Genomic DNA, 17,588 nt, shown 5'->3' on the forward strand with positions numbered 1-17,588 from the left:
AATACATAGACGAAGCTTCGTGCATCACCTATGCTACTGGCGGTTTTTGTGGCGTCCGCACGGGAAGTTGGCACCGATGCAGCTCTGGTTGAAGCCGTCGGAAGATACACCGTCGTGCACGAGGAATGCCAGCGTCCAGTAAAAAATCATCGTTCCCCCGGATGGTCTGAGTTGACTTGGCAGGAGCGATGCCAGCCTGACTCACAACAGCCCGCTGCGGGCCAGCGCCGATTCACCATCTACAAGTACATTGCCGGAGGCACTTTCCCGAAGGTTGTTCTACTGGGTGATGACCGCGTAGCCTAGGTCGAGCAGGAAATTCGGGATTGGATCATCGAGCGCATCGAAGCGTGCGATGGCGCGTAATTGGGTGGCAGCCCAAGCCACGATCGGAAAGGGGCACCCCTTTCCGATTCAATTTATGCCGCGTCAGAAAAATAAATACCCATACGAAAGCAACACAAAAATCAGGCAATTGCAGGGTATTCGCTGCAAGACTGTCGGAGAAAGGCTTTCTTATTCGTCGCCGTCATCGTTGCTTCTTATGGAATTAGATAAGAAAGATTAATTTAAATGAGATGGTTTAAATAACAATATTCAGTAAGAGATCGATATTTCAAGGTAAGTGAAACCCTCAATGCCTGGTCGATGGGGTAATGACCAAAGAACATTCCACAGAAAACCAGAGATGAAGATGGCGTAGGCACAATGCCTACGCTCTATCGATAAATTCATATCGGCATGGCCTATAAGCTGAACTACAACCGGAGATTCAGCATGAATGGAGAACACAAGACAAATCGACTTGAAGATCGAGGTATTGAACTGGAGAGGCGAGCGTACGAGAGACGATCCCGATACCTGATTCTCTTCCTGACTCTTAACTACAAGCCCGAGTACCGCGAGGATATAACGATTGACGACTTACGTCGTCATCGCAACAGACTCTTTAAAAATATCGAATGCAACGAGTTGCTATCAGGTATCAACGCTTATATCTGGAAAATGGAAGAGGGTCCAACGTCTGGTCTGCACATCCACTTGCTCATTTTTTACTCAGGCAATCATCGAGCGGACATTCACATCGCGCAGCGTATCGGGGAATACTGGGAGAGGGTCGTGACCCGTGGGTTGGGTGCTTACTGGTCGAGCAACGGTGAGAAGGATCGCCTGGCTGAGCGTGGACTGGATATCGGCGTAGGTCGGATTGACCGTAACGATACGAGGGGACGAGAAGCGATCAGAACGATCATTCGATATCTGGCGCGGTCAGGGCAGGAGATGGATGATCGTCCTTGGCATGGACGCACGTTTGGTACGTCGCGGCTGGATTGAGCGCTCTCGGTGGTCGTGCCAGTGGCGTCGCACGGAGGTGAGGTGGAAGGTGGTGGTGAAGCGGTCTTCATATTTGTGATCGCAACCATGTGCCGGCTTGAACGCCGATTAGCCAGCCAGTGAGGATTGGCAGCGTTCAAGCCGGGCACTTTCCAGTCATAGACTGCTAACAAAACGCGACGAGCTGAGAAAATATGTGCATTGCATAAGTCGCGTCGGCTAGGAAATGGCGGTCGGGGCTTTGGCTGATAGAATCAAACGGATACAAGCGATGCTCTTGAACTTGCGGGCAGGCTGCTATATCCGAAACAACGAATTAAAAATGGACATTCGCATGACGAACCGAACTGTAGAGAACTTTGCTATCGATCTGGATATGACGCCTCAAGCGCTTCTGGATCTGCTCAAATCGGCGGAAGTCGCAAAAGAGTCATTCGAAGATCACCTCACTGACGCCGACAAACAGCAACTGCGCGACTATCTCATCAAGACGCGCACGTCTTCGGGTGTCGTCAACGCACCAAAGCTCACACGCGTTTCCTGAGCATGTGATTTGAATTTCGCTACGAATGCGCTAGTCGTTGTAGATCTACGATAAATTCAACTGAATCAACGCACAGATCGATGGGAGAGGGAGTGGCTTCGAGCAACAGAATCAATCACGCCTTGCACGCTCCCAATTGGAGCTATGACGCAGCTAACCGCGTGCGGCCTACGAGTCCCGACATGGTGCTTCCCTCGGAATATACAGCGGACATGGAGGATAGACTCTATTGCCCTGAATGTTTTACACCGATCTCCCGTTCGCCGAAAGACAAGGATCACTTTTCGAATGGTCGCGCGTGCTGTTTCATGCACCGCTTGACTTACCGCGCGATTCCTTGCTCACTTCGCACGCCGCTCGCGGACGGGAAAAGATATCTGACGGAAGAGGATGCCAAGCAGGCTATCGCGAGTGACCAGCTCGCGATTGTCAATTCCTTTATGAAAGACCGACCGCATAAACCGGATGGGGACGCCGAGCCGTATGGGCAAAGTGCTGTCGAAGATGAAGATGGGCCAGTTGCGGAAGTTCCCATCGGAAGGCATCGGGGCGAAACGTTCGCACTTCCGAGCAGGATCACGACCATCGCGGGGCTGTGCCGACGCTTCGATCTCAACCTCTACAAGTACTTTGTGCTTCCCGGTACCGATGTTGCTCGGAAACTAACCGACATCCTGATCGATATCGCGACAGTTACGGAAGAATGCGATATTCCTCGCCTTTATTACGGAACCATCCTGCGTTCTTGGAATGCCGGGATTCACCCGAAGCCGACCAACATCCGCATGACAAGGTTGCGGGCTCATCCCGATGTCGCGGATTTCACTATCAAGGTAGCAGCGGGTGAGCAGGAAGATAAGGGCATCAACGACGAATCAGCAGACCGGATCGTGCTCTTCTGGGGAAGAGTCACATCGAATGGCGTTGGATTGGCAGTCTCAGGTTTGGGATGGGGCGAGTTCGCATTGCTCGCCGAGAAATATCAGAAGTTCCTCACCGTCTAGACCGGCTGTCGGACCCGCTATGAACTGTGGGACTGAACGCACGTGACAGTGCTGGCCCGATAGCGGCATTTTACGAACCTGAGAAACCGCAGGCGTTTCGACTATGGACCTAGACACGATTACCATCAGCCTCGATCAACGAACGCTGGCTTTGTACGGCGTTGGTCATGCGGACTATGCCAAGAAGCTAATTGATGCACTGCGGGGCACCGTCGCAACTGATCGCCATATCCTCATCGTTGCGGGCTCCGGCGCGGATGATGATCGCGAATACGACGACGCAGTACTCATGGTCACAGGGGATGGGGTTGATGCAGGAAGGATCCGGAAGGTGGCCGCCGAAGTGTGGGCCAGTCTCCCCAAGACTGTGACGATTGGTGACACGACTTGCTGCATCACGCAGAACACGGCAGAGCCGCAAATCTTCGCGGTCACCGTTCAGACGCGCCCGGACTACCCGCTGTTTTCCGGACCGTGGACTGCGGTTCGTTACTGGTTGCGTCGCAGTCGGGCGCAGGGCGTGGCGTAAGAGCGAGCTTGATGTCACGCCGTTCTCCAAGATAATTGCGCCGCGTCGGTAGCGCGGAGTGATGTGCGTATACGTCGGGGTACGATGGCGCGCATTGGATCTCGCTTTCAGGATAAATATGCCGCTCGTTGCAGATCGCAGGGATTTCGTGGCGCCGGGTATCTGCTGCGCACGGCCCGACGGCAATGGCCGCCGCCATGGATTTCCAACCGATACCGCCTACATCCTCGTGGACGAAGCGGGGAACGAATATCCGTTTGGACCGAGCTGCGTTCACCAGCTGGGCTATCCCGTTGATCTACGCGGTATTCCGGACTTTACGGCGCGCGATGGCGAACTCGCGTCGGGCGCTGGGCATCATGGCGGCGGTCCGGGCCACGGCGGCGATGCCAGTGCCGATGCGGCGGCAAGAGACCTTGCGATCGCGAAACGCTATCTGCTGCTGCGCATGGACAAGGTCGCAAACATTCCGGGGATTGATGGGGGTGTGCGCTACGCGCCGCTTGAAGATATCTACCGGCAGTACCGGCAGACTCGCGAGCTTGCCCCGGACAGCGTGGCGCGCATCATCGCGATCGACCGCAGCGAAAAGACGCCGGACCGTTTCCGTACAAACAACCTGCTTGATGTGTACACCGCAGACGTGCAACTGACCCGGCAGATAGACCGTGCAACGAGCGATTCGAGAAGGGACTTCCTGACCAGTGTTCGCGACAACTTCCTTCGGGCGCGATTGAGGCTGTCGTCATCCCAGATCGCGAAGGCCGGCTTGAGGCTCCATCGGTCGGCGTTCGGCGGCTAATGCGGACGTTCCCGCATAGACCATTTCCGGAGGTCACGGCGCACTCGACACGACAGGCGTCCGGATATTAATCCGCACTCCGCTACTCGCCGGGACGGAATGATCTGTAGCGCAACCCGTCTCGGTCGCCCCTGTTGTATGCGTGCGGCATATGTTGTTCTGTGGGGTTTCGCTGTTGTGTTCAACGTGTCACACTTGCGCCCACGTAAAAATTACATGGTAAGGAAGACTGCATGCTGGATCTGAGCTTGCTCAAGATCGACCGTCTGGCCGTTCACGACGTGCATCCGCGTGGCCACGATCAGTCGTACGTTAAACCGACGCATCGCCCGCATCTCGTCAATTTGCCGGTCTCGGGCATGGACATGTTCAACCGCCGGTTGGCGCAGGCACTTGGGCACAAGTCGCGGGGTGTGCGGGCCGACTTTCGGGAAACCGCCGCTGGCAGCTTTTTCCAGGATGCAGCGGGTCTGATGCATGGCGACGATCAGCAGTTCATTGATTTTTCGATGGCGGCAGCGGATAGGCTGGCGCGGGCGCAACTGAACCGGGACTATGCTCCCAGCAAGATGATCGTGCTTGCCGGAACCGTGACCCAGCTTCAGCGGCCATTTGCCGCAGTGGTGAAGGCCGACATGCAGGACGCCCTGGGAGAAAAGACGGAGAACGGTAAAACCGTCATCGACTATCTGGAGCACATTTTCCTGACTGAGAGCCAGCGGCTGTTCAAGATCGGATTTGTCCAGCAGACGGCGGCCAAGGCGCCTGTGGCGGGCGGCTTGCACGATCCGCAGTACTACGCCGTGCACCTGTTCGATCACATCATGACCGGCACGGAAAGCCGCAAAGCCGCGTACTATTTCTACGGGGACTTCCTCGGTGCGGATGTCTCCGCGACGGACAAGCGGTTGACCAGGGACTTTTTCGAGAAGACCAACCGCTTTCTCGATACGCTGGACATTGCACGGTCGCGAAGGATCGATCTTGGAGAGTCCCTGCGCTCGGAGTTGCGCAGCAACCTCAACACGATCGGCGTCGCGTCGTTCGGGGAGAAGCATCTCAACAAGACCGAACAGGCTGCGTACCTCAAATACATGGAGAAGTCGGGTTTTCCCGTAAATGAGATCACGAAGGACACCGACTATATTGCAAGCAGGCTGAAGCGGCGGCGCAAAATGGTGTTTACGTCGGGCGTCATGCTGACAAGCCCCGCGGAAGGGACGGACTGGGTAAAGGTCGAGAATTCGGTCGATGGTTCAACCATCGTCAAAATCAAGGGTTCAATAGCAAGCGAAGAGTGAGCGATCCCGGCTTTGAAAACTGGCTGAACGAAAGCACCCCCGCCCTGAAGGCTTGGGGTGCTTTTGTTGTTGCCAGGATCAAGGAGTTTGTCGAACTCGACGTCGGTAAGGAGCGGTACAAATCGTTCTTCAAGATCGAGCCGTCCTATCGCGCGAAAGACGTCGCTTCGGCGCTGAAGAAACAGGCCAAGAAAAACTATCCGGACCCGCGCGTCGGCATGACCGACCTCGTCGGTGCGCGCTTCGTCGTGCTGGTTCGGACTGACATTGAGATCGTCGAGCGGGCATTGCTGGCCTATAGCGGATGGTCGACCAGTCGGGATCGTCATTTCCGTGACGAAGTCATTGATCATCCTTCGCTCTTTGACTACCAGTCGGTCCACTATCTGGTCCGCGCAACCGGGGAAACCGAAGTGAACGGTCTGCGTATTCCCGATGGCCTGCCGTGCGAGGTCCAGATCCGGACGTTGCTCCAGCATGCCTACGCAGAACTTGTGCACGACAATATCTACAAGCCGACCGTTCAGGTACCGTCGTCGGCCCGGCGACTCGTGGCAAGAAGCATGGCCTTGATGGAAACAACGGACGACATGTTCTGCCAGGCCTTGTACGAACTCGATCAGGTGTCTGCGACAATTTCCGACCTTGAACAGTTCGCGAACACGCTGCATGCCCGGATCTGCGGCAAGGTCGCAGATGACACCGGCAATCTGGAAGCGATGGAATTCCTTGAAACCTATCGCGACCTGTTTGCGTCATGCAATCGGGCGGAACTCGACGATTTTCTGCAAGGTGGCTATGCGCAACGCCTGCGCGAGCGGTCGGCCCGAGCCGGCCTTTTTGCCAGGCCAATAAGCGTGCTCGTTTATTGGCTCGCCCGAGAACACGATGTCGAACTGGTTGAGCGGTGGAATTTGCCGGCTTACCGGCGCGATCTGCAACTCGTCCTGGCAGACCTGGGTAAAGCGGCCGATAGCTTTTATTAGCTTCGTTACCGATGCGGACCCGGCCGGGATCTTGAACGGCTCCGAAGCAGATGCGCGAACTCCATCGACGGCTCGCCCGTCTGGCCATGGATAGGGCCACCGCTCCATGGTTGGAGCGCAAGTGCGGAGGCCGTTGCGTTAGCGCGAACACCGCAAAGAAGAGTGCAGGCCGGAATCGTCGCTCCCCGGAAGGTAGCCCATTACGGGCAGCGGGATTCCGTACGTACGACTCTTGTAATCGCGATCGAACGCAAGCGGCTTGACGCCGGGAGCAAGTGCGCCAGGCGCTCGCGCCTGGCGCAGTTTGCATTACCAGGTCAATCGTCAACAAGTCTTTCCATGAACTCAGCCGCGGCCTTAGGGTTCAGTTCGTGGCGGACGCGCCCTTCAAAATACAGAGCGCACAGACCGGGGTACGCGCCTGGTTCTACGGTGTAACCCGCGTTAGCGTCGTCCACAATCAGGAAACCATCGCTCTCCAGGTCGCGTATTTCCTCTATCGCTTTTTCGTCATCGAAGTCTCCCACGGTATTCCACGACCAGATATCGTCCTGAGAAATCTGTCGCTCGCCGTTCAAGGCATCGCCAATATGCGACAAAACAAACTTCCTCGCAAACGATCCCATATTTCGCACCTCACTTTGCGCGCTTTTGAGCACTTCGTCGTCGGCGCAGAGCAGAAGGGTGCAAATCGCGTCGATCTTCTGGTCGGACATGGACAGGAACGCCATTGCCTTTCGTGGATCAACGACAGTTATACGAATCGGAAGCGTCGTACCACTAAGCAGTTCTGCGTTGATGGCCTGAACTTTCTTTGCGTGCTTCACGCGATCAAATGCAAGAACAATCCACCAGTCGGTGACACCAGACCGCTGAGCCGCTTCAAACGCCTGCCGCTTAAGCACGGCGACCATCGATTCACCAGTACGATTTGGCCTGCTGTCTGCGACCGCCTCGTTGTTTGATTTCAGCTGAAACCCTACCTTGTGGTGCTCGCTCTTATGGTCGAACGTTAGCCGGACGTCGACTCCGTAGTCACGAATATGCTGTTGCTCGTAAACGTCTGTGCCGAGGCGTCGAAACGAGTTCAGGACAACATCGAGTTTGTCCGCCCAGCGAGCAGTTAGCCAATCGTGCGAAGCGTGTTCGTCCTGGAAAAAGTCCTCAGTATCTACATTGGAGCATCGGGTGTACGAAAGAAGCTCCGAAAGAACATCCAAAGGTGAGTAGTCTGCGTTGGTGATTCTCATCTGTATATCGTTCGATTGCGGGAGGCAATGGGCTGCAGGGTCTGGGCGTAAAACGACTTCGGGTGGTCCTTCTCAAGGATACTTCAAGCATCTCATGAAGGCGCAGATGCGGTGGTTCTGTGCGATCCAGAAAATCCTCGTTTAGGCCGAGATTGGGTGGATTGCAGGAAAACTCGCCAAAAAAATGTTCGGTGGGGACGGCAGGTGCGCCCGCGGCGCACCTGCTTACGCCGTACCGCGAGTGCATTACAGCCGGGGCGCTTGATCACGCGATTACCAGCGATCGGGGTGGCCGCAGTTTTCGGCCCCGGCGTGGAGTACGGTTGAGAGCATCCGTAGCGTCTAATTATTTTGAGATAAGCAGGATAATTCGAGATTTGCCTCACCTGGGCTAAAGAATCCGCGTTTTCCGCCGACAGCTACGAAGTGTGTCTGATCTGCCGACGGCGATCTGTCAGGCGACACCCCCAAGGCGAATGAGGAAATAAAAAATGTCGTGGCATGTATATTCAATGTCCAAACCCGACGGGCAATTCCAGTGGATGCGAACGTTGGCCGAATTGCGCGCGGAGCTGGATGCGAGCGGGGACTCGTTCACCCGTGAGGTGATTGATCTCGAATGTGGGGCTGCGAAAGAGCAGGCCCGGGCGGCTGGCTGGTCGGGCGAGTTTCACGACGAGCCCCGTGTCTTCGTCGTGCCGAATTCGGACACGATGCAGTTCGGCCTGATTTGGACGCAGCCTGACGACAAACTGACCACTTTCGTGGCGTCGCCGCAGCCGCTGCCTTGGCTCGACTGAGGGCCGGGTACCAACGACCCAAGGCGGGAACGCCTGCTGCGATGCCTGCACACGAGTGCCGGAACAACACTGAGAACGCGCCGGGGCGAGCCACAGTAGCTTCTAAACAAAGAAAAATGCCGCCTCGTACTGGCGCGGCACCATGCTCCGCCCGGCCAGATAACTGGCTCAGGCTGACGGTGGTCTGCATTCGCTACGTTACTCGGCACCAGGTCGTTGCTGAAGGGGGCGTCTTGCCCGCCGTTGCGCAATCTTTCAGCCTTGCGTAGCAGAAGGCCTGGCCCTGGTTGCTGGATGCACGACCGGCATTGGTGGGTCTGAGTCGGTTGCTGCTGCCGATTACGATGCCGGGGGCTACTGGCCGGAGGCGATATTGTCCGGTACGTTGAGCACGGCGCGAACGTGATCGTCGCCCCGACGGTTGAGCAGATCCCACATTGTCTGCCGCCAATTCCTGTCCTGGCGCGCGGTATTGCCGTCCTGCCTGGTCAGTTCGACACCGGCCCAGGCCGGTACGACTTCGGTATCCCGGACAAACCACTGGAACACCTCGCGCGCCTGGGTGATGCCGCCGTATGTGTTGTCGATCTGCGCGAGCGCAACCTTCTCCTGCTGCTCAAGACGGGCACGATCCTGCGGCAAGCTCGCGAGCGTGCGTTTGGCATCGTCCAGATGCTGCTGCGCCTGTTCGACGGCGCGTTGAGCCGCCGCCACGTCGTCCTGATTGACCATGGCTTGACGTAATGCACGCGGATCGCCTGAAGCGGCCGCATTCGACTTCGCCGCATCGGCCTGAGACTGCAACTGCGCGAGCGTGTCCCGGGCGTCGGCCAATTCCTTTTCAGCAGCCTCGGGTTCGTGGCTGGCCCGCTCTGTGGTCTGATCGAGGCCGTTGAAATAGCCCTGGAAATCGTGCTGCGTATCGATGATCTTCTGCTGGCGCAACGCTGCGAGAAGCGCCGCACCGTTCTTCAGTTCGCAACGATATTCCACGACCGTCCGGTTCGTGTCGTCCTTGAACGTGCGCCAGCTATCCGTCACGCACGAGGCCCGGTTCGAGAGTGTCGTTCCGTAGGTATGCGTCGAATCCTGCGGGACGGTTGCCGCCTTGACCGTATCAATTTCGGAATGGCCGCAGCCCGCAAGCGTCAGGCTCAGAACGGCCGCTGAAGCAAGGGTGATGGATTTCATGTTCAGAGCGAAGAGTGTTTGGTTAAGATCGGTGCGCAGCCAGCGGAGTAATTCGCTTTCGCTGGATGGACAAAGGCGCAGCAGGCCGGAATGAGCAGCCGCTGCGCGGAGTGGAATACGCCGCTGCACGCCTGAAGGGCGCGGCATTGGCAACGAAGGGTTATCGCGATAGTCCGATCGTCAAATACTTGCTATCGGCGTCGAACGTGAGCGGATCGTCGTTTGCGCTGGGAGTCATCGTGCTGTTCACGGTGAGGTAGGCGTATTTCGTGACGCCGTCGGTAACGTATTTGTAGACCTTCGCGTGCTCGACCGAATGGTTTTCCGGATCAGGCATGCCTTCGGCCGTGAAAGCCTGCGCAATGTTGCTCACAGGCGTATCCTGGTGGCCCTCGTTGTCCGTGAACGTCGCAACACCGTTGGCGAACGTCGTCGTGCCCGACCTGGCGCAATCCTCGTATTCGTCGAAGGTCTTGCCGTTCAGTTCGCCCGGATCCGTCACTTCGGTCATCTCGCTCGACACATAAACGTACTGGCCCGGCTGCGTGGCGACGACGCCACCGACGCCATTGGCCGTGCACAGCTCGCCCACGCGGTTGCCGAGGACGCTCAGGATCGCCGTAAATGGACCGGGATTCGTGAACGACGTGACGTTGCCATCCGCATCGATGATTGCCTTTGCAACATACTGGCCACGATTCGGATCGGCGATGGCGATCGCGAACGTGTTGTCGAGGTTGACGGAAGACCCCATCTGGACGGTCGTGAGGCCCGGAGTCGTGAAGGCTGTCTGCGCGTAAGCCTGCTGCGTCATTGGCGTACCGGAGGCCGTGTGCGAGACCGCATCGGCCTGCGTCAGGCCCGCCGCAGTCAGTGCCACCGCGTAGCCTTCGAGCAGGGCGTCGCCAGCATCGCCCTTTTGCGCCTTGAAGCCGGTCGTGAGCGGATTGAAGTCGTCCGGTAGCATGGGCTTGCCCGGCAGCGTGGCGAGCGCCGTGGTGAGTTTGCCGTTGGCGTTGGCAAGGGCATCCGACGTGATGATCGAGCCCAGGTCACCCGGCTTCGCGCTGTCGAGCACAGAAGCATTCCCGTCGCCGAGCACGCCGACGATCAGATCCGTGAGCGGCGTGATGTTCGCCGTGCCGGGCGCGGCTGCGACGGAATGGAGCGGTGACGCCAGAGCGACGCCGTTAACTGTACCGCCCGCGACCTGTGCGACACACGGGTAGTCTGCCGGCTTCAAGGTAACGGAATATGTGCCGTCCAGACCGGTCGAGGCCGCCGCCGTTGCTCCCGATGCACAGGTCAGCGTCACATTGCCGCCGACGATGGGCGAGCCAACCGCTGCGGTGCCGGTCGTGCTGACCGATGCGGGGCCGCCGCCGTTTCCGCCGCCGCCGCATGCGGCCACGGCTGCGCATAGGGAGGTAGCAAGCGCGACTGCGGTGATCCCCGTATGGCGTTGATTTTTCTTCACTGCATGGTTCCTTTTCAGGTGTGGATGAAGGGCATTCGCCCGGAAATATAACGTTAACCAACTTTTTGGGCGTACTTTCAACCCAATAAGTCCTTAAGTTTTAAAAGGCGTAGCCCAACCATTCAGGTTGAATGGAGGGATGCATGGCGCAAATCGATCTGGACAGGCTCGCCACGGTGATCGGCCGGGCGATCGCGAAACATCGCGCGGCAAGCGGGTACACGCAGGAGCAGGTCGCCGAGGCGCTGGGGATCGGCAACGAGGCCGTCTCCCGCATGGAACGCGGTCTGGTGATGCCGACCGTGGCAAGGCTGGTGGAACTGGCGGAACTCTTCGAATGCAACGCGGCCGACCTACTAACGGAAGTCAGCAGCCGCACTAGCGATCAGGCGAAGTACGTCGCACAGCTTCTGGCGAAGCTCGGCGGGAACGACCGGACGATGGTGGTTGAGATCGTTGAGCGGCTGGCTGGACGACTCGCGAAGCGTTGATGCAAGTCAGTAGTCGTCGGGCAGCAGGATCGTCGTGGCGGAGCGATCCGCTTCGGTGATGATCCAAACCTTCCCGTTGCCGGGCAGGTCATAGCTCGACAACAAGCGTCGGCCCGTGAGCAGCGCCAGTTCGTTCGCTGTCTGATCTTCGACCGGTAGATCTCCCCAGTCGCCATGAATATGGCGGGCGAGCAGTGTGACTCCCGATATGCCGACCTCTTCGAGTATTGCCTCTGCGCCCGGCGTGATGACGGTGCGTCCCATCGGAAAACGCGGGCGTTTTGCATAGTTGCTCATGCGTGGCCCTCCTGCACGTAGCTCTCGGAAGGCCACATCGGATAGCGACGATTCGCAGGCCGTTCCGCCCGTCCGCCGCTATCGGAGGCAACATCCTCAAGGCGTTCGATGGTCGTATTCGAGCGGTCCCACTCTGTGAGCACCAGAATGCGGGTCCGGTCCGGCAGGCGATAAAGTGAAATCAGGCGCAGGCCAGCCGTGATTGACAGATCGTTCTGCTGCCGGTCTTCGTCGGACAGGATCCCCCAGTCGCCCGTGATGTGCCTGAGCACTACGCTGATGACGGGAATGCCATTCGCGCGCAGTGCGGTGAGCGCGACCGGCGTGATGAGCAACCGCCCTGGACGGAAAAGCGGTTTGATCCGCGTTGTTTGGTTCATGGGTAATTCTCCAGAAAACGGGCGCGCACGGGCCTCCGGATGAACCGGATGCGTGTTCGCTGGAATGAGAGGAAATGCCGGCGCGGAAAACGCCGGTCAGGCTATGCGATCGACGAGTGCGCGACGGAGGCTGACAGCCTTCGCCTGGGAGCAACCCAGATGGCGGCGGATGTCGGCAACGGTCGGACGCAGCAATCCCCCGGCGACATAGCTTGCGAGTTGGATGAGGTCGTCGTTTATGGGATCGGATGCGAACGATGCTGATTGCCCATCGTTTCGTTGAATGTCACTGCGCACCGTGTCGCTGCGACGGGTTGTCGAGGTTTCGCGACTAATGGATCCATCTGCGTGAGCCACCGGGAACGGCGCGATGGCTGGAGGAGTCACATTCGTCACGTTCGCGGCTACCTCGGTCATGGGCGCGATCGCGTCGGCAGTAGTCGCGACTGTCGCGATCACGGGTGGTGTTGGCTCCTTTAAGACTGGTAGCGACGACGACTGAAGCGCGACCAACCACAGCAGGCACGCGACCCCTTCGAGGACGGCGGCGAAGAGTGACCCAAACAGCAGGTCGATGCGGGCGACTGGCACGCCGAGTAGCGCGGCGAGTCGCGATGCAACTGGATCGGCTCGTAACGCGTCGCGTCGGGTCGTGACCCGCTCTTCCGCGATTTGCTGACGCCGGATGTCGTCCGCTTCGGCATTCAGAGCATCGACCTTGGCCGCGAGCGTCGTGCGTCGGGCTTCGAGCGTTGGGCAGTTGCCCGGACAGTGGCGTGCATCCGCGGCGGCAAGTTGCGCCGTCACGGCCGCGCGCTCCGTCATGACGGTCGTAAGACTGCGGGCCGCGGTGGGGGGCGGCGCGGCAGAGAGCGCCGACGCGCGCAGTTCACCTGCATGCTGCTGGGCCGACACGAAGAAAACCGCATGGCCGATACACGCAGTTACCAGGCACGTGGCCCATAGGACACTACCCATGACACGGACGAGGGCGGGCGTACCCCGTAGCAGGGCGGGTAACAGATGTGCGCTTGTGACGAGCACCAGTCCGGTCGCTACCCACGCGAGCCGTTCCGCTAGCCACCCGCCGCGCTGCCAGCCGGCCAGCACCGACATGCAGGCCGCCGTGCCGGTCGCGGCGACGGCCAGGGCGAGAGCGGGGCGATGGGTCATGCGGCCTTCCCGCCGAGTAGCGCGGCACGCTGGTCCAGCCGGTTCTGCAGGCTGGGTCTGATAGTCGCCGGAGTTTCGACGTGACCAGTATCGTGACCATTACCATGACCGCGGTCGTCCCCGGATTCCGGTGGATAGAACTCTTCGGCGACAGCAGCGCTTTCCTCGATACTCTCTTCGAACGCCCCGTTACTGAAACCGGCGTGGGCGGCAGTATCGAGCGCCTGCTGGTCAAAGCCGGCCGTCTTGCGACGGGCATCCAGTTCGCGCGCCTCGATGATCGCCGCTTCGAGCGTGCTGTTCGCCCGCACGCAGAGATCGACGTAGTAGATTGCGGAACGGTAGCTCTGCGTGGTGGACTTGCCGCGCAGTTTGAGTTCGAGCGGCAGGCAGGCGAGCAGGTTGCCCGAGACAGCCGCGAAGTAGTGAAGACGCGCGGCCAGGGTTCTGATCGAGTTAAAGCTCGTGGTCCTGAACACGAACGACCCAAGTTCGTCTTCGTCGCCAATCAGCACGTTCAAGCGACCATATGGCTTGCAGGCTCCGCCCTGACCGAATGCACATGCGTCTGGAGACGGACACGGCAGTTCCTCGATTCCCGAACCACCAGCACGGCGGCAGGTTTCGCCGTTGCCGACGCACACTGGCCGTCCGGTGTCGCGGTCGAAACACGAATACTCAGCACGCAGGTTCAGATCGGGATCGTTGAACAGGAAGCGCACTGGGATCGCGCGCAACTTGCCCGATGTCGCCTTGCGCAGTGCTTCGTTGAACGGATGCAGCAGCCACTCCCCGCGCTGCTGCACCTGCGTCGTGAGCGTGAACTGATCGTCCTTCTCCGGCAGACGCTTGCCGTTCTTCTCGACAACACGGCCGATGGAGATTCTTCCGACAACTGGTGGGGTGATAGCAAGGCCCTTCAGCATGACAATGCTCCTGTAGATGTAGTAGAAGTAATGGAACGGTAGGTCAGGTCGATACGAGAAACCGGCGCGAACCCGGTTTGCTGATGGCGTACTGCGTGGCGAACTGAGGGTGATCGGCGAGCAGCCGTTTGAGATCGACGCCGGAGCCATCCTTGCTGCGTTTGAACGACACAGAACCCGTCTCGAACTGGGCGCGGTCCGCTTCGCCCATGCTTTGCGCGATGGTCTGCTTGAGCTGGGCTTCAAGCGTCTGGCGGGTCTTGATCTCGGCTCTTACCGCGACCAGATCCGCGAATGTCGAAGACAGGCGACGATCACCGGTGAAATCGACCGTGCCTCCGGTGCCTGGATACAGACAGCGCAGCGCGCGATCCGCCGACTCCGATCCATCGGCGGGAGGCGGCGTATCGGTTTCCACATACCGCCAGAACACCCCTTCCAGTTCGATGAGCCGGGCAATAAGTGCGTCGTCGCGCTCAATGCGATGCACGTCGAGCTTCTGGCCGCACAGCAACACGGCGACATCGGCCGCCTGCCTGCCCGTCACGGCGAGCTGATGCTGTACCTGGATCTGCACATATTCCGGTACCCCTTCACGCCAGAGTCGCGCACCGAACTCGCCCGCCGTCTTGCATTCGAGCAACTGGACCTCGCGGTTGCCGACAACTTCACGATCCACGTTCGCGAGCATGAATGGGATCGTGGGGTGCTGGAGGATCGCGTTGACGCGTCGAACACGGTTGCCCGTCTGCTTCGTGTAAGACGCCGCGACGATGGGTTCCAGAATCGTCCCCCAGTAGACGGGCTCGGTCGTATCGTCCGGATCGGGCTTCGGCAGGTTGCCGTCCCTGCCTGTTTTCGTAAGCCAGAGTTCCAGCATCGACTGATAAGGAGAGAGACCCACAGCAGCGGCGGCATCACTGCCACCGATCCCGGATTTCCGCACCTCAAGCCAGTCTTCGCGTGGCATGTCTTTCGTTTCCACGAGCCGCAATGCCGGGCGGCTGCGATGACGTCCGGCGGGTTCAGGCAAAGCCATTTTGACCTCCACAAATGAAAATGCCCGGCGGGGGAGACCCCGGCCGGGCATGGATGGAAAGGAAGCATGGGTTCAGGCGACAAGTCGCATGGCCTCGTCGAAAGCCTTCTGCTTGAGGGCTGCGCCCGTACCAAACCACGCGGCATCGCGGCGATGATCGTCGCTGCGCGCACGGCGCTGGTGATCGACGAATTCCGTGACCGAATTCAGCAGGCCCCATGCCGTACCGGCCGCCGATGCCATATCCGAGCCCTTGCCACGACCGGTGAACAGTTCCTGAACGGTTTTGATCGCACTGTCGTTGGTTGCTGCGACCGGCGAACTGGCGCTGGTGGTCGGATAGGTCAGCACGCGGCGGAAGAAGGTTTCGGCTGCGCTATCGTTGACCTTGCATTCAGACAGGGCTTTCATGCGGGCCATAAACCCGTCCCAGCTCGAAATCGCAATGCCGAGCTGGCGTTTCACGGCCTGTGCATCGAACTGGCTGCGGTGCGGCACCTTGACGGCCCCCGTACTGTCGCCGAGCGCAATCGCGAGCGTGTTGTTGCATACGACCCTAACCGAGGTGAATTGAGCAGTGGTCGCCAAGGACCCATCACACGCCGTGGCTAGCAGCAGATAGCCGATCACACGGTCGCGGCCCTTGAGCGTAGCGTTCTGGCCGGTGCGGGCCAGCGCCCAAAGTTTCTTGCCGTCCTTCAAGACACCAGCGGTCTCCAGTTCATAGCCACCCGCCTCGGAAAGGTCCCGATAAAATTCAATGATCTCAGCCGGCTGCACGACATTGAAGCGTTTGGATACCACTGAAAGCGGAGCCTTCGTGTCCGCTCGGTAGAGCACTTTCTGTTCGGGAAACGCGTGGATGGAGCCGAGCGTGGTACCCGCCATGCCGGAGACGAAACGGACTTCGGCTTCCTCAATGCGCCAGTCCATACCTGCCTGTTTCGCCCAGATTTCGAGTGGCTGGTTGGCCGCCAGTTGGTTGCCGAGACCGTGCCACGGGGTTTCGTTCGCGTAGGCCATGGTTTGTACCAAATGCATGTAGATTCTCCTGATAGATAACGGGAAATAGAAAGCAAAAATGCCTACAGCCCTCAGAGGGCTGTAGGCATTGAGCGGAAAGGGGAAAGCGAAAAAGTACGCGGGTGTTACGACGAATGGGACTTGCTGAAAACGTGATCGCACTCCAGGCAACAAAAATTGTCGAGTACCTGCTCGTCGATCTGTTCACCGACAGCGGAACCTGCGGCACAGCCTGCAGCGCCGCCTACCAGACCGCCGAGCAATGCGCCGCAGATTCCGCCAAACAGGGAACCGATCGGTCCGGCGACAAGGCCAATGGCGGCCCCGGCTTCGGCGCCTCCCAATGCCGCAGCGGCAGCGCCACCGGCACCAGCGACTGTGCCGACAGCAGCACCGGCCTTGCGCGCGGTATCGCGAGTTGTGATGCGAAGAGAGTTACAACGGGGGCAACAAACAGAATGGTTCATATATCAGCCTCATGTAGGATCAGGGAAAACGGCGTTGCCTAGGCATTCCGGGCGGATGCTCAATGAGGTGATATGTAATTTCAAAAATCTGGAATCGAAGCGGCGTGCAGGCAAAAGGGGCAAGGTGCTGGCGACATGGTGGGGGGCCGGCTTATAACTTACACAGGCAGAAACAGCGAAAAGGATCTCAATGAGCTTAAACCGCGGTGTGTGGGCGTAGCTGCCGCCGATCACCAGCCCTTCCTCGCCCCCGTGGAACTGGCATGCCTCGCGCATGTCGACGTGCAACGGCGTAAACACTGTGTTCGGCGCCGTCTTGTCTGCATGCTGCCGCCACGCGCGCGGATGAAGTCGTCCACCCGGGAATAGCAACTGTCATAACCAGGCCGCCTGGATCTCCTGGAACAACATTCGCCCCGTACGCCGCTTCTTCTTCGGGCGCCGGGCATCGACGGCCAGTGCCTGCGTCGCGTCTCGTGAAACGGGGGCTGTTCCAGCCCGAGCGGCTTAGATAGGCCTGGAGAGCAAGCGGACAGGACTGGGAGCGGCGAAAGGGATTCGCCAGCATTTCCC

19 protein-coding genes are annotated in these 17,588 nt (G+C 59.0%); 10 read left to right on the top strand and 9 right to left on the bottom strand.

Features of this window, described 5'->3' with window-relative positions:
• Positions 1-777: 777 nt before the first annotated feature.
• From GCT19_RS09475 to GCT19_RS09505, 7 genes are all read left to right on the top strand, one after another.
• Positions 778-1,335, top strand: coding sequence for a rolling circle replication-associated protein (locus GCT19_RS09475; protein WP_193727386.1), 558 nt, complete (start codon positions 778-780; stop codon positions 1,333-1,335).
• A gap of 334 nt (positions 1,336-1,669) precedes the next feature.
• Complete coding sequence (locus GCT19_RS09480) at positions 1,670-1,879, top strand: hypothetical protein (protein WP_152851717.1); 210 nt, start codon at positions 1,670-1,672, stop codon at positions 1,877-1,879.
• Positions 1,880-2,061: 182 nt separating this feature from the next.
• A complete protein-coding gene (locus tag GCT19_RS09485; protein ID WP_227749223.1) occupies positions 2,062-2,883 on the top strand; it encodes a hypothetical protein in 822 nt (273 codons plus the stop codon).
• A 103-nt stretch (positions 2,884-2,986) separates the two neighbouring features.
• Positions 2,987-3,412 (top strand): hypothetical protein, encoded by a 426-nt coding sequence (locus GCT19_RS09490; RefSeq protein WP_152851718.1) that lies wholly within the window; start codon positions 2,987-2,989, stop codon positions 3,410-3,412.
• Between the two features lie 94 nt (positions 3,413-3,506).
• Positions 3,507-4,214 (top strand): hypothetical protein, encoded by a 708-nt coding sequence (locus GCT19_RS09495; protein WP_152851719.1) that lies wholly within the window; start codon positions 3,507-3,509, stop codon positions 4,212-4,214.
• A gap of 233 nt (positions 4,215-4,447) precedes the next feature.
• Entirely contained in the window at positions 4,448-5,515 is a 1,068-nt protein-coding gene (locus GCT19_RS09500) for a nucleoid-associated protein (protein WP_152851720.1), read from the top strand.
• Positions 5,512-6,501: a GTP pyrophosphokinase gene (locus GCT19_RS09505; protein WP_193727387.1), complete on the top strand. Its 990-nt coding sequence runs from the start codon at positions 5,512-5,514 to the stop codon at positions 6,499-6,501. Before GCT19_RS09500 ends, GCT19_RS09505 begins: the two co-directional genes overlap by 4 nt.
• Positions 6,502-6,818: 317 nt before the next feature.
• Here GCT19_RS09505 and xopAX read toward each other — a convergent pair whose 3' ends face one another.
• On the bottom strand, positions 6,819-7,751 hold the full coding sequence (gene xopAX / locus GCT19_RS09510) for a XopAX family type III secretion system effector (protein ID WP_152851722.1): 933 nt from the start codon (positions 7,749-7,751) through the stop codon (positions 6,819-6,821).
• A gap of 512 nt (positions 7,752-8,263) precedes the next feature.
• Between xopAX and GCT19_RS09515 the strand changes: the two genes are divergently transcribed.
• Entirely contained in the window at positions 8,264-8,551 is a 288-nt protein-coding gene (locus tag GCT19_RS09515; RefSeq protein WP_152851723.1) for a hypothetical protein, read from the top strand.
• A 354-nt stretch (positions 8,552-8,905) separates the two neighbouring features.
• Here the strand turns inward: GCT19_RS09515 and GCT19_RS09520 are convergent, their stop codons facing one another.
• Together GCT19_RS09520 and GCT19_RS09525 are read right to left on the bottom strand one after the other, a co-directional pair.
• Entirely contained in the window at positions 8,906-9,742 is an 837-nt protein-coding gene (locus GCT19_RS09520; RefSeq protein ID WP_152851724.1) for a hypothetical protein, read from the bottom strand.
• A gap of 160 nt (positions 9,743-9,902) precedes the next feature.
• Entirely contained in the window at positions 9,903-11,219 is a 1,317-nt protein-coding gene (locus GCT19_RS09525) for a hypothetical protein (RefSeq protein ID WP_227749224.1), read from the bottom strand.
• Between the two features lie 143 nt (positions 11,220-11,362).
• Between GCT19_RS09525 and GCT19_RS09530 the strand changes: the two genes are divergently transcribed.
• Complete coding sequence (locus tag GCT19_RS09530) at positions 11,363-11,710, top strand: helix-turn-helix domain-containing protein (protein ID WP_152851725.1); 348 nt, start codon at positions 11,363-11,365, stop codon at positions 11,708-11,710.
• 6 nt (positions 11,711-11,716) lie between these two features.
• Here the strand turns inward: GCT19_RS09530 and GCT19_RS09535 are convergent, their stop codons facing one another.
• The 6 genes from GCT19_RS09535 to GCT19_RS09560 form a co-directional block, all read right to left on the bottom strand.
• On the bottom strand, positions 11,717-12,007 hold the full coding sequence (locus tag GCT19_RS09535; RefSeq protein ID WP_152851726.1) for a hypothetical protein: 291 nt from the start codon (positions 12,005-12,007) through the stop codon (positions 11,717-11,719).
• The gene (locus GCT19_RS09540) at positions 12,004-12,387 is read right to left on the bottom strand and encodes a hypothetical protein (RefSeq protein WP_152851727.1); all 384 of its coding nucleotides are present in this window, start codon (positions 12,385-12,387) and stop codon (positions 12,004-12,006) included. Before GCT19_RS09540 ends, GCT19_RS09535 begins: the two co-directional genes overlap by 4 nt.
• Positions 12,388-12,483: 96 nt before the next feature.
• The gene (locus GCT19_RS09545) at positions 12,484-13,560 is read right to left on the bottom strand and encodes a hypothetical protein (protein ID WP_152851728.1); all 1,077 of its coding nucleotides are present in this window, start codon (positions 13,558-13,560) and stop codon (positions 12,484-12,486) included.
• Positions 13,557-14,486, bottom strand: coding sequence for a recombination directionality factor (locus tag GCT19_RS09550; RefSeq protein ID WP_152851729.1), 930 nt, complete (start codon positions 14,484-14,486; stop codon positions 13,557-13,559). Before GCT19_RS09550 ends, GCT19_RS09545 begins: the two co-directional genes overlap by 4 nt.
• A 43-nt stretch (positions 14,487-14,529) precedes the next feature.
• The gene (locus GCT19_RS09555) at positions 14,530-15,525 is read right to left on the bottom strand and encodes a YqaJ viral recombinase family nuclease (protein WP_152851730.1); all 996 of its coding nucleotides are present in this window, start codon (positions 15,523-15,525) and stop codon (positions 14,530-14,532) included.
• 72 nt (positions 15,526-15,597) lie between these two features.
• Positions 15,598-16,566, bottom strand: coding sequence for a DUF932 domain-containing protein (locus GCT19_RS09560; RefSeq protein ID WP_152851731.1), 969 nt, complete (start codon positions 16,564-16,566; stop codon positions 15,598-15,600).
• A 116-nt stretch (positions 16,567-16,682) separates the two neighbouring features.
• On the opposite strand from GCT19_RS09560, the gene GCT19_RS42670 reads away from it, so the two are divergent.
• On the top strand, positions 16,683-17,057 hold the full coding sequence (locus tag GCT19_RS42670) for a hypothetical protein (protein ID WP_193727388.1): 375 nt from the start codon (positions 16,683-16,685) through the stop codon (positions 17,055-17,057).
• Positions 17,058-17,588: the final 531 nt, after the last annotated feature.

It is taken from the genome of Paraburkholderia atlantica, assembly GCF_009362785.1.
Classification (GTDB): domain Bacteria; phylum Pseudomonadota; class Gammaproteobacteria; order Burkholderiales; family Burkholderiaceae; genus Paraburkholderia; species Paraburkholderia atlantica.

Excerpts from the sequence above, each read along its gene's own strand:
- GCT19_RS09480 (WP_152851717.1), top strand. The coding sequence starts at position 1,670 with ATGACGAACCGAACTGTAGAGAACTTTGCTATCGATCTGGATATGACG.
- GCT19_RS09530 (WP_152851725.1), top strand. The coding sequence starts at position 11,363 with ATGGCGCAAATCGATCTGGACAGGCTCGCCACGGTGATCGGCCGGGCG.
- GCT19_RS09515 (WP_152851723.1), top strand. The coding sequence starts at position 8,264 with ATGTCCAAACCCGACGGGCAATTCCAGTGGATGCGAACGTTGGCCGAA.
- GCT19_RS09540 (WP_152851727.1), bottom strand. The coding sequence starts at position 12,387 with ATGAACCAAACAACGCGGATCAAACCGCTTTTCCGTCCAGGGCGGTTG.
- xopAX (WP_152851722.1), bottom strand. The coding sequence starts at position 7,751 with ATGAGAATCACCAACGCAGACTACTCACCTTTGGATGTTCTTTCGGAG.
- GCT19_RS09485 (WP_227749223.1), top strand. The coding sequence starts at position 2,062 with ATGGTGCTTCCCTCGGAATATACAGCGGACATGGAGGATAGACTCTAT.
- GCT19_RS09475 (WP_193727386.1), top strand. The coding sequence starts at position 778 with ATGAATGGAGAACACAAGACAAATCGACTTGAAGATCGAGGTATTGAA.
- GCT19_RS09490 (WP_152851718.1), top strand. The coding sequence starts at position 2,987 with ATGGACCTAGACACGATTACCATCAGCCTCGATCAACGAACGCTGGCT.
- GCT19_RS09500 (WP_152851720.1), top strand. The coding sequence starts at position 4,448 with ATGCTGGATCTGAGCTTGCTCAAGATCGACCGTCTGGCCGTTCACGAC.
- GCT19_RS09560 (WP_152851731.1), bottom strand. The coding sequence starts at position 16,566 with ATGCATTTGGTACAAACCATGGCCTACGCGAACGAAACCCCGTGGCAC.
- GCT19_RS09520 (WP_152851724.1), bottom strand. The coding sequence starts at position 9,742 with ATGAAATCCATCACCCTTGCTTCAGCGGCCGTTCTGAGCCTGACGCTT.
- GCT19_RS42670 (WP_193727388.1), top strand. The coding sequence starts at position 16,683 with ATGGGACTTGCTGAAAACGTGATCGCACTCCAGGCAACAAAAATTGTC.
- GCT19_RS09550 (WP_152851729.1), bottom strand. The coding sequence starts at position 14,486 with ATGCTGAAGGGCCTTGCTATCACCCCACCAGTTGTCGGAAGAATCTCC.
- GCT19_RS09545 (WP_152851728.1), bottom strand. The coding sequence starts at position 13,560 with ATGACCCATCGCCCCGCTCTCGCCCTGGCCGTCGCCGCGACCGGCACG.
- GCT19_RS09535 (WP_152851726.1), bottom strand. The coding sequence starts at position 12,007 with ATGAGCAACTATGCAAAACGCCCGCGTTTTCCGATGGGACGCACCGTC.
- GCT19_RS09555 (WP_152851730.1), bottom strand. The coding sequence starts at position 15,525 with ATGGCTTTGCCTGAACCCGCCGGACGTCATCGCAGCCGCCCGGCATTG.